A 10,089-nucleotide genomic window follows, 5' to 3' on the forward strand; every position below is an offset into this window, starting at 1 on the left:
GGAACTGGATGCGCGGGCGTCGACGTGATCCTCATGGATCTGCAAATGCCCGGGATGGACGGTTACGAGACCGCGCGACGGGTGCGCGCCCTGCCGGCATGCGCGGGCATCCCGATCATCGCCATGACCGCCCATGCCACCGAGGCCGAGCGCCGGCACTGTCTTGCCGCTGGTCTGGATGGACATCTCGCCAAGCCCCTTGAGCGCGCGCGGTTGCTGGAGACGCTCCAACCCTTCTGGCGACCAAGCTCGCGTGCAAACGCCCTTGGCCGTCACCCTCCGGACAGGTCCGCGACGGCTGGCCAGCCCGTCTCCGCGCCGCTGGTGGAGCTTGGTCCCGGTCTTGAGCCAGTGGATGACGACCGGGCCGAACATCAGGCTCGCCTACGCCGCTTCGCCGAGCGTTTTGCCGATCATCCGGCCGAGATTCACGCCCGCCTCGGGGCTGGCGAGCCGTCGGCAGCCAAGGCCGCCGCTCATGCCCTGGCAGGCGTGGCCCTGAATCTGGGCCTGGCGCGGGTGGGCCAGGCTGCCAAACGGCTTGAGCAGCAGCTTGACCGCGCTGAGAGACGCTTCGACTCATCGGCGCGCGGCGCCAGCCCAGGGAGTCCCGCCAGCCCAGAGAGCCCCGTTGGCCCAGGGAATGGCACCCGTCCTGGGAGCGAGGCCAGCGCGGATGACTCGATAGCCGCACGCCTTGCCACGCTCGTGGCGGCCATGGCCGAGGCCTTGGCCTCGATCGCGGCCTTGCCCCCGGCCTGCGGCTCGGCTGCCGCGACCGCCGCACATGCCGATTCGCCTTCCAATCCATTGGATGCGGCGACCCTGCGGGCCGAGCTGCAACGCCTCGATGGCCTTCTAGCGGCGCGGAATCTGCGCGCCCGAGCCGAGGTCGAGGCACTCGCGCCGCAGATCGTCGACCCGCAGTTGCGTCAGTCGCTCGCGGCCGTGATCCAGCCGGTGCGTCGCTTCGACTTCCAGGCCGGCCGCACCGCGCTCGCCGAGTTGCTCAAGCTGTGTGATGATTCAGGCAAGATTGCCGATCAGGATCAAACCGGCATAGATCATGGCGAGCGGAATGGTGAGCGCCAAGCCGATGTAAGTGAGCACGGGCGCCTTGGCATACTTCAAGGCAAGCCCGTCGAGCACCAGGGCGATGACGATGGTGGCAATCCCCGAGAAGAACAGCACTTGTAAGCAATCGGTGTAGCAGGTACGTGCCTCATCGTCCCCGGCGAGCATGGCCATGGTGCTCCAGCCGGTGAGAATCCAGGCGATGAGCGCGAACAGTAGAGCAAACAGTGGTAACACCTTCACAACCTTCGACCTCCGCGGTGGCGAGCAATCTGGAATGTGGATATCCCGAAACCTGTTCGACAGATGGGCCTCGAAGGTTAACATGCTGGAGTTTCTCGCGGAGCCGACAGCGAAGGGCCGAGTGAGGGTTTTGTGCGGATGAACAGGCGGAGCAGCAGTCTCGATGGGATGGGTTGGTAAGGTCTTCGGTGGATTTCTCGGGCTGGCCGCCGGCGGGCCGTTTGGCGCCATGTTGGGCGCCGCGCTCGGCCACGGGGTCGATCATGGCGTGCGCAAGCTGCGGCGTAACGGGCAGTTGCCGCCCGGCGATCGTCAACGCATCCAAAGCGCGTTCTTTACCGCAACCTTTTCGGTCATGGGGCATCTGGCCAAGGCCGATGGACGCGTCTCCGAGGCCGATATCGCGCTGGCCGAGCGCATCATGGCGCAGCTGCGGCTTTCGCCGGAGATGCGCGGCGCCGCCGTCGAGCTGTTCCGGCAGGGCAAGTCGGCGGCGTTCGATCTGCCCGCCGTGATCGAGACCTTCCGCCGCGAGTGCCTGAGCCAGCGCGCGCTGATCCAGATGTTCCTGGAGATCCAGCTGCAGGCGGCCTATGTCGACGGCGAACCGACCCCGCACCAGCGGCGGCTGCTGGGCCAGATCCGCAGCGGCCTGCGCATCCCCGAGATCCTGTTCAAACAACTCGAGACGCTGGTACGCCTGCAATGCCAGTTCAGCGACAACCTGGGCGCACAGGGCGCCGGATCTCGATCCGGCGCCAGCGGCCGGCGCCAGCGCGCGACCCGCGCGCCCACTCTCGGCCAGGCCTACGCCCTGTTGGGGGTCAGCCCGAAGGATTCCGATGCCACCATCAAACGCGCCTATCGTCGCTTGCTCAGCCAACACCATCCAGACAAACTCGTCTCCAAGGGACTGCCCGAGGAAATGATGAAGATGGCGACCCAAAAGACCTATGAGATCCGCCGCGCCTACGAAATGATTCAGAACGCGCGCGCCGCCTGACGCCCGATCCATGTTCACCCGCTCCAGGAACCCCGAGACCCCCGCTGCCCAAGCCCCCGCTGCCGGAGCCCCCGCTGCCGGAGCCGTCGAGCAGTATCTGCTCGATCTGCAAGACCGCCTTTGCGCCGCGCTCGCCGACGCCGACGGCGGCGGCGGATTCCGCGAGGATGCCTGGCAACGCGCCAACGGTGGCGGTGGCCGCAGCCGCGTGCTCGAGGAGGGCGCGTTGTTCGAGAAAGGCGGGGTCAACTTCTCGCATGTGCATGGCGACGCCCTCCCGGCGAGCGCCAGCGCCAACCGGCCGGAATTGGCCGGCCGCCACTTTCAGGCGATGGGCGTGTCGCTGGTGATGCATCCGCGCAATCCCTATGTGCCGACCTCGCACATGAACGTGCGCTTCTTCATCGCCGAGAAGCCGGGGTACGCGCCGGTATGGTGGTTTGGTGGCGGTTTCGACCTCACTCCCTACTACGGCTTCGACGAGGACGTGCGTCACTGGCATCGCAACGCGCGCGCCGCCTGCGCAGGCTTCGGTGATGCCGAGGAAGACGAGGCGGCGCTGCACGCGCGCCTGAAGGACGCCTGCGACCGCTACTTCTACCTCGGGCATCGCGCCGAGCCGCGCGGCGTGGGGGGGCTGTTCTTCGACGACCTCAACCGCTGGGGCTTCGCGCGCAGCTTCGCCTTCATGCGCAGCGTCGCCGAGCATTATCTGCCCGGCTATCGCCCAATCGTCGCCCGGCGCAAGCACCTTCCCTACGGCGAGCGCGAGCGCGCCTTCCAATGCTATCGGCGCGGGCGCTACGTCGAGTTCAATCTGGTCTACGACCGTGGCACCCTGTTCGGACTGCAATCCGGCGGCCGCACCGAATCGATCCTGATGTCGCTGCCGCCCCAGGTCAGTTGGCGTTACGACTGGCGGCCAGAGCCGAACTCCGAGGAGGCTAAACTCTATGAGCACTACTTGGTGCCCAAGGACTGGCTGGCGGACGCTGGTTGAGCGCGGCGAGCGATGAGCCCGCGCCCGCGCCTGAGCCGGGCTCGGCAAGCGACCGCATCGGACCGCGATGAGGGTCAGGTCGGCGCGCGCTCAGGATGGCGAACAGCGGGCCATCGGCGTCAAACGAGCGCGCGTCCCGTCAGCCGGCGATAGGCCTCGAATCCCGCCTTGCGCTCCCGGCAGCGCAGGATCGCCGCCCGCCCCGGTGTGCTCGGGTCGGGTTGGACCTTGACGCCGAGCGCTTCCGCCGCTTGTCGGTTCGCGGCGCTGAGGTCCGCCTCGCCAAACACCGAGATGACGTACCCGCCCGGGATCGGTGGCGGCGGACTGAAGGACTCGCCGTCGACCAACGCCACCCAGGCCGGGAGGAAGTCCGGTCCATAAAGATCGAAGAAGCCATTGGAGCCGCGCAGATGGGCCTCGATCGGCCGGCCGCCGATGAGTTCGATATTACAGAGGCCGGTATAGCCGCCCAGCGTGCGTCGCACCCAGTCGCCGACCCAGGCCTCGACCTCCGGCAGCTCGGCGCCGATCTGCCAATAGAGCGGACGCGAGGCATCCTTCTCGTCTGAACCCCGGGTGTGGGCAAACCAGCGCGGCTCGCCATCCTGCACCAGGCAATCGCTGCTGGTATGCGTCCCGGTCAGGCGCTCCGACCAATAGCTTCCCGGCTCCAGCGGCACCTCGTCCGCACGCAGCGCGCGCGCGCTCAAGCCCATCCCGGCGAGATTGGTGATCGGCTTGACAAAGACCTCGGTCGCCGGCGCGAGGCCAAGATCCATCGGCGCCACCCCGCAGGGCGCGGCCGTGAGCCCGGCCGCGAGCGCGAGCCGCAGTTTGTCGTAGATGTGGCGATGGGCGGGATTCAATCGCCAAGCGGCGGCATCGCTCACCGGCACCTCGCGGCGCGGCGCGGGCTTGAAGAGCGATTCGCGTTCGGGCAGTACGCCAATAAAGGGCATCGGACCTCCTCGCGATGAAGCGTGGCTCGGCGCAGCGAGACGCCGTTGGATCAGGTAGAGCTGGATGGCGCCGAGGGCGCATCCTCGAGCGATTCACGCAGATAGCGAAACAGTCTTCGCGCCGCCTCCGGCCGGCCGCGTTCGCGATCGCGCTGGGCGGCGCGCACCAGGCTGCGCAGCTGTTGGCGGTCGAGGCGCGGCTCGGCGCCGACCAACTCGGCCAGGGCCGCATCGCCTTCCTCGATCAGGCGCTCGCGCCAACGCTCGATCTGGTGTTGGCGCGCGCTTGCGGCGCGCGCCTGCGCCTCGCGCTGGGCCAGCAAGGCCTGCAGCGGTTCGGTCTTCTCGCGCGCCAGGCAGTTGGCGATGCGCTTGTAATGACGGCGCAGGGCGCGCCGATCCTTGATACGCGCGGTCTCGTCGATCGCGATCCAGGTGGCCTCGCTGAGCGCGAGCCCTTCCAGCAGCGGGCGCGGCAGCGCTAGGAGCTGTTCGGCCAAGGCCTGCAACGCCTGATGGTCGCGCTTGATCTGGCTGCGGCTTGGACGTTCGTCAACCGCTGCCGATGGGCGGTCGGCGGCAGACGCCGTCTCCATGGGCTTGGACTGATGGGCAGGGGTCATCGGACTCTGCTATTTGCCTTTGATGTACTCGATATCCGAAAACGAGTACACCCAATGCGGCCGAAAGGCAACCAGAATGACCATGATCCAGCCGTTGAGCATGGCTTCCGGCAGGAACATCAGCGGGAAGAACGGCAGCACGCTCTCGCGCAGCTCGGCCATGCTGTAGGCGCCGGCACCGACCAGTAGCCAGGCCGCCATATAGCCCATGGCGGTGCCGACGAGGCCGGCGGTGAGGAAGCCATTGACCAGCACATAGACGAAGAACTGCTTCGGCAGATAGCGCCGGATCAGGATCAGCAGCACCAGCGTCAGGCTGATCGGCAGGACGCCGGAGAGCAGGGCATTGAGGGCGAAGCCGTCCCAGGCGTTGGCGCCGTTGAGGGTGACCCCGAGCAGCGCCAGCGAGGCGGCGAGGACCGCGAAACACCAGCCGAACATGAGGGTGACGGCGGTGAGGCCGAGGAGATGATAGGAGAGCCCGGGTTGCACCTGGGTTTCCATCTGCCAGAGGACCATCAGAGCGACACTGGCGCCGAAGAAGACATGCGTGATGCGCGCACGCACGAGCTGGCGCCAGGGGGCGTGCCACAGCGCCAGCAGCAGGCAGAGGCCGTAGAGCAGGATGGCGCTCCAGAGCGCGAACGGCGTGAACAGGGCGGGGTCGAGGGTCATGGATGGCGGGCGCCGAGGTTGAAGGCGCGTTGCGTGCGTCTCGGCGGCGAGGCAACGCCGGATGGTATGTTAGGTTGAGTGCAGTGGCTTCGACCTCAACCGAGAGAAGCGAACACTGACGCAGAGGAGTTTCCATGAATCAGCGCCCCTTGGGAAAGACCGATCTATGGGTCAGCGAGCTGTGCCTCGGCACCATGACCTTCGGCGAGCAGAATAGCGAGGCGGAGGCCTTCGCCCAGCTCGACCGTGCCGTCGACGCCGGCATCAACTTCATCGATACCGCCGAGATCTATCCGGTCCCGCCGCGCGCCGAGACCCAGGGCGCGACCGAGCGCTTCATCGGCAACTGGCTGGCCGAGCGGGGCGGTCGCGAGCGGCTGATCATCGCCAGCAAGGTGGCCGGGCCGGGCGATTGGATCGACTATCTGCGCATGCCGGGGCGGCGGCTGGATCGCGCCAACATCGAGGCGGCGGTCGATGCCAGTCTTGCGCGGTTGCGCACCGACTATCTCGATCTGTACCAACTGCATTGGCCGGATCGCGAGACCAATTACTTCGGCCAGCTCGGCTACAGCCAACCCGCGCGGGATGACAGTGTGCCCTTGCTGGAGACCCTGGAGGTGCTCGGGGATTTGGTCCGGGCCGGCAAGATCCGGCATGTCGGGCTGTCCAATGAGACGCCCTGGGGCACGATGCGGATGCTGGCGCTGGCCGAGACGCATGGGCTGCCGCGCATGGTGAGCATCCAGAATCCGTATAGCCTGTTGAATCGTAGCTTCGAGGTGGGTCTGGCCGAGGTGGCGATCCGCGAACGGTGCGGGTTATTGGCTTATTCGCCGCTGGCGTTCGGGATGCTGAGCGGGAAGTATCTCGATGGCGCGCGGCCGGCGGGGGCGCGGTTGACGTTGTTCTCGCGCTTCGATCGCTATTCGAGCGCGCAGGCGGAGTGGGCGACCGCTGAGTATTGCGCGATCGCGCGGCGTCATGGGTTGGATCCGGCGCAGATGGCGTTGGCGTTCGTGACCAGTCGGCCGTTCGTGACCTCGAATATCATCGGGGCGACGACCTTGGAGCAGTTGGAGAGCAATCTTGGCAGTGTGGCGCTGCGGCTGAGTCAGGAGGTGTTGGACGAGATCGAGGCGGTGCATCGGCGTCAGCCGAATCCGAGTCCTTGAGTTGGGAGCACTCCAGCGATCCTGGCGCTGTGGACGAGGCCGTCGATGCCGAGTTGGCCGCAGCTGTGGCCGGCGAGGGCGTTGGCGGTTCTTAGGACCTGGTCGATCGGTTGGTGGTCGAGCAGGGCGGCGATGGCGGCGGCATTGAAGACGTCGCCGGCGGCGATGGTGTCGATGATCGCGGCGGGCGGTTGGGCGGGCGCGAAGAGTAGCTCGCGCTTGCGGGTGAGCGCGTAGGCGCCGGCGGCGCCCCAGGGGAGCAGTAGCAGGCTGGCGTTTGTCTGCTTGGCAAACTGTTGCAGAAAGGCTTGCGGGTCTTGCGCGCCTTGCTGCTCGGCGAAGGCGCGGGCGATGATGAGGACGCTGTTCGCGGTTTCCGGGAGTTGGAACAGCGTTTCGATGCCGGGGCGCGGTTTTTCGAGTTCGACCGAGATCGGCAGGTCGGGGCGTTCGCTGGCGATGCGGGCGAGCATGCGGGCGGTTTCGGTGGGGTTGCGGCCTTCGAGATGGACCCAGTCGAGGGCGCCGAGATCGGCGCGCGCGAGGTCGGCGGCGCTCAGTTCGGGCAGGTCGCGATGATGGACGATGGTGCGGCTGCCGGTGGCGCGGCTGAGGGTGATGTAGGAGGTTGGCGTGGCGCTGCCGGGGATGGTCTTGGCGGCGTCGAGGGCGATGCCACGGGCGCTGAGATCCTGGCGGATGAGCGCGGCGCCGCTGTCGTTGGCGAGGGTGCCGGCCCAGTAGCAATGGTGGCCGAACTCGCTGAGCACGGCGAGCGTGTTGGCGCAGTTGCCGCCGCGCGCGATGTGCTGGCTCAGGGCGCGGACTTCGTCGTCCTCGGCGGGGTAGCGCTCGACCTGGTTGATGATATCGAGGGTGGCGATGCCGATGCCGAGGATGCGGGCCGGGCGGCCAGCGCCGAGCCGGGGCACGGTCTGCTGATCGATCTCGTGGCGGTGCGGAGGGATAGTGGCGGTTGTCAAGGCCATCGGTGTCTGCGGACGAGTGAGACGGTCCAGCGTGGTTCGGGTCGGCTTGGATCCGGTCAACTCGGCAGGCGAACCGTCAGCTCGCCGCCGCGTTGGATGAGTTCGAAGCGTTTCAGGAAGTCCATGCCGAGCAGGACCTGGTCACCGGGGAAATTGGGCAGCACGGTGGCGCGCAGGTTGTGTGCCGTGAGGCCGCCGAGACTGACGCTGTCGAGGTGGGTGATCCAGGTCTGAACCATGCCGTTCGCGGTCTTGCTCATGCCGCCGGGGCGCATCGGCAGGTCGAGTCGGCGCGCGAGCTGCCGTGACAGCGAGACCATGGTGGCGCCGGTATCGAGCATGAAGATCACCGGCTCGCCGTTGATGGTGCCGCTCGCTACATAATGGCCGCCGATGCTTTGGCGTAGGACCACCTGGGACACGCCGCCGGGGCCGACCTCGGAGGCGAGATTCTGGTTCGGGTTCTCGCGCCGGTCGAGATAGTTTTGAAACAGCATCGCGATCAGTGCGGTGGCGGCGATCCAAGCCCCGAAGAGCATGGCTTTGCCGAGGCGCGAGGGTCCGTCGTTGGGGCTTGGGAGGTTGGCGTTCATCCTGGGTACTATACGGTTTCTTGATCGGGCAGGGTAAGCGACTTGCCGCAGGCTTGGCGGGGCCGACGATGGAGCAGGACCTGCTGTCAGGCTGTTGCGACGTGCGGCTTGTCAGCTTGTCTTGTCACCCGTGTGGCTTTGTGCCAGGATTATCGGTTAAACGATATCCGTGGTTTGACTGGGGACGGTGCTCCCCGAAGATGACCGCGCGGGGAACCGCCACTGGCGTTGCGTGGCTGCCGCTCGCAACCCTGTGGACTTGGAGAGTACTGTGTTCAAGCACGAAACCGTCTCGTTCGATGACGAACCGTTGATCCTAGTCGACAGCGAGGATCGGGTCATCGGGCACGAGACCAAGGTCAAGGCCCACCAGGGCGATGGGCTCCTGCATCGCGCCTTCTCGATCTTCCTGTTCTCCGGTGATGATCAGGTGCTGCTGCAACAGCGCAGTGGCGATAAGCCGTTGTGGCCGCTGTTCTGGTCGAACAGTTGCTGCAGTCATCCCCGGCGTGGCGAGGAGCTGGAGCAGGCGATCCACCGCCGCCTGCGCGAGGAACTGGCGATCGACGCCGAGCTGCATTTCCTCTACAAGTTCCAGTATCAGGCCGAGTTTGGCGGACGCGGTGCCGAGCATGAGCTGTGCTCGGTCTATGTCGGCAAGCTCGAGACGCCGGTCGCGGTCGAGGTCAACCCCAGCGAGGTTGCCGACTGGCGTTGGCTGTCCTGTGCCGAGACCGATCGTCTGATCGCCGAGGAGCCGGATCGCATCACGCCTTGGTTCGTCATGGAATGGCAGCGTTTGCGCACCGAGTATCGCGAGCGGATCGCCGGCCTCTCGGCCACCCCATTGAGGAAGGTTGCTTGATCAAATCCCCGACGATTCCGCGCCTGCTGACCCTCCCGGTCGGCCTGGTGCCCAATGGCCTGCGCACCGGTGCTCTGGTGCAGATCTTGAACCGGGTCTTCGAGCCTGAACTGCGCGATGGCGAGCTGGATTTTCTGGATGGCCATGTGATGCGCATCGGCGTCGACGATGCCCGGCTCGAGTTTCGCCTGACCCTGGTCGGAGATCGCATCAAGGCCGCGCCGCCCAGGGCCGCGACCGATCTCAGCATCGACGGCAAGGTCTATGATTTCCTGCTGCTCGCGACCCGTCGCGAGGATCCCGACACGCTGTTCTTCAACCGTCGATTGCGCCTTGGCGGCAGCACCGAGCTTGGCCTTTATGTGAAGAACTTCCTCGACAGCGTCGAATTGGAAGACCGCCTCGGTCCGTTGCTGAAGGTCATGAACGGCGCGACCGATCTGCTGGGGCGCTTCGGGCGCGGTTAGCGGGTACTTCACGGATCGCCCGCAAGTGGACCAATCGATGATCAAGGCCGGTGCCCCCGGTATCTTTTGGGCGAAACGACTTAGGCTGCGTCCTGTTCTTGGGCCACTGGATACAGACCCTTTTCCTTGGCTTCCAGCAAAACGATTTCGACCACGCTGCCATCCTCTGCATAGCTAATGTTCACATTCCAGCCGTGAGAGACCTCGCGCGTCACTGGCTTCTCGTTGATGTGAATCTCCAGGATGTCGTCGTCGACGTGATAGGTGGTCTTCATCCGTTTTGCTCCTCCCAGTGGGTCATGATGGTCTTAATGATCATCGCCTGGCGTGAAATCACCGCTGCGCAGACCAGATTATCGTCGCGGCCTGGTAGTTCTTTGAAGATCCACCAGTGCTCTATGTCTTTCTGCTTCACGCCCC

The 10,089-nt window shown here is 66.0% G+C and carries 12 protein-coding genes; 6 read left to right on the forward strand and 6 right to left on the reverse strand.

Annotated features, from left to right (window positions below; all coding sequences use genetic code 11):
• The 3 genes from ACLFQI_RS07870 to hemF all read left to right on the forward strand — a co-directional run.
• A partial coding sequence (locus ACLFQI_RS07870) for a response regulator (protein ID WP_410758360.1) occupies positions 1-1,197 on the forward strand: 1,197 nt, incomplete at its 5' end.
• A gap of 283 nt (positions 1,198-1,480) precedes the next feature.
• Positions 1,481-2,320 (forward strand): co-chaperone DjlA, encoded by an 840-nt coding sequence (djlA, locus tag ACLFQI_RS07875; RefSeq protein WP_410758361.1) that lies wholly within the window; start codon positions 1,481-1,483, stop codon positions 2,318-2,320.
• A gap of 10 nt (positions 2,321-2,330) precedes the next feature.
• Complete coding sequence (gene hemF / locus ACLFQI_RS07880) at positions 2,331-3,320, forward strand: oxygen-dependent coproporphyrinogen oxidase (protein ID WP_410758362.1); 990 nt, start codon at positions 2,331-2,333, stop codon at positions 3,318-3,320.
• Positions 3,321-3,439: 119 nt separating this feature from the next.
• Here the strand turns inward: hemF and ACLFQI_RS07885 are convergent, their stop codons facing one another.
• From ACLFQI_RS07885 to ACLFQI_RS07895, 3 genes are read right to left on the reverse strand one after another with little or no spacing between them, the layout of a single operon-like run.
• Entirely contained in the window at positions 3,440-4,282 is an 843-nt protein-coding gene (locus tag ACLFQI_RS07885) for a hypothetical protein (RefSeq protein ID WP_410758363.1), read from the reverse strand.
• Between the two features lie 50 nt (positions 4,283-4,332).
• Positions 4,333-4,905: a ribosome biogenesis factor YjgA gene (gene yjgA / locus ACLFQI_RS07890; RefSeq protein ID WP_410758364.1), complete on the reverse strand. Its 573-nt coding sequence runs from the start codon at positions 4,903-4,905 to the stop codon at positions 4,333-4,335.
• Between the two features lie 9 nt (positions 4,906-4,914).
• A complete protein-coding gene (locus tag ACLFQI_RS07895) occupies positions 4,915-5,580 on the reverse strand; it encodes an energy-coupling factor ABC transporter permease (protein ID WP_410758365.1) in 666 nt (221 codons plus the stop codon).
• Between the two features lie 134 nt (positions 5,581-5,714).
• Here ACLFQI_RS07895 and ACLFQI_RS07900 point away from each other — a divergent pair, with 134 nt between their 5' ends.
• Positions 5,715-6,755 (forward strand): NADP(H)-dependent aldo-keto reductase, encoded by a 1,041-nt coding sequence (locus ACLFQI_RS07900; RefSeq protein ID WP_410758366.1) that lies wholly within the window; start codon positions 5,715-5,717, stop codon positions 6,753-6,755.
• Here the strand turns inward: ACLFQI_RS07900 and ACLFQI_RS07905 are convergent.
• Positions 6,734-7,738, reverse strand: coding sequence for a PfkB family carbohydrate kinase (locus ACLFQI_RS07905; protein WP_410758367.1), 1,005 nt, complete (start codon positions 7,736-7,738; stop codon positions 6,734-6,736). The two genes, ACLFQI_RS07900 and ACLFQI_RS07905, sit on opposite strands and share 22 nt — an antisense overlap.
• Before the next feature lie 62 nt (positions 7,739-7,800).
• Complete coding sequence (locus ACLFQI_RS07910; RefSeq protein WP_410758368.1) at positions 7,801-8,337, reverse strand: TIGR02281 family clan AA aspartic protease; 537 nt, start codon at positions 8,335-8,337, stop codon at positions 7,801-7,803.
• Positions 8,338-8,608: 271 nt separating this feature from the next.
• Between ACLFQI_RS07910 and idi the strand changes: the two genes are divergently transcribed.
• Both idi and ACLFQI_RS07920 read left to right on the forward strand, forming a co-directional pair.
• A complete protein-coding gene (idi, locus tag ACLFQI_RS07915; protein ID WP_410758369.1) occupies positions 8,609-9,202 on the forward strand; it encodes an isopentenyl-diphosphate Delta-isomerase in 594 nt (197 codons plus the stop codon).
• Positions 9,199-9,669 carry an SCP2 domain-containing protein gene (locus ACLFQI_RS07920; protein WP_410758370.1) on the forward strand — a complete coding sequence of 157 codons (471 nt, stop codon included), beginning with the start codon at positions 9,199-9,201 and terminating at the stop codon, positions 9,667-9,669. Before idi ends, ACLFQI_RS07920 begins: the two co-directional genes overlap by 4 nt.
• 80 nt (positions 9,670-9,749) lie before the next feature.
• Here the strand turns inward: ACLFQI_RS07920 and ACLFQI_RS07925 are convergent, their stop codons facing one another.
• Entirely contained in the window at positions 9,750-9,944 is a 195-nt protein-coding gene (locus ACLFQI_RS07925; RefSeq protein ID WP_410758371.1) for a DUF2283 domain-containing protein, read from the reverse strand.
• Positions 9,945-10,089 lie beyond the last annotated feature (145 nt).

The sequence above is a fragment of the Halochromatium sp. genome (genome assembly GCF_046541315.1).
Classification (GTDB): domain Bacteria; phylum Pseudomonadota; class Gammaproteobacteria; order Chromatiales; family Chromatiaceae; genus Lamprobacter.

Coding starts and splice junctions, on each gene's coding strand:
- ACLFQI_RS07895 (WP_410758365.1), bottom strand. CDS start 5,580: ATGACCCTCGACCCCGCCCTGTTCACGCCGTTCGCGCTCTGGAGCGCC.
- djlA (WP_410758361.1), top strand. CDS start 1,481: ATGGGATGGGTTGGTAAGGTCTTCGGTGGATTTCTCGGGCTGGCCGCC.
- ACLFQI_RS07910 (WP_410758368.1), bottom strand. CDS start 8,337: ATGAACGCCAACCTCCCAAGCCCCAACGACGGACCCTCGCGCCTCGGC.
- ACLFQI_RS07885 (WP_410758363.1), bottom strand. CDS start 4,282: ATGCCCTTTATTGGCGTACTGCCCGAACGCGAATCGCTCTTCAAGCCC.
- hemF (WP_410758362.1), top strand. CDS start 2,331: ATGTTCACCCGCTCCAGGAACCCCGAGACCCCCGCTGCCCAAGCCCCC.
- ACLFQI_RS07925 (WP_410758371.1), bottom strand. CDS start 9,944: ATGAAGACCACCTATCACGTCGACGACGACATCCTGGAGATTCACATC.
- yjgA (WP_410758364.1), bottom strand. CDS start 4,905: ATGACCCCTGCCCATCAGTCCAAGCCCATGGAGACGGCGTCTGCCGCC.
- ACLFQI_RS07900 (WP_410758366.1), top strand. CDS start 5,715: ATGAATCAGCGCCCCTTGGGAAAGACCGATCTATGGGTCAGCGAGCTG.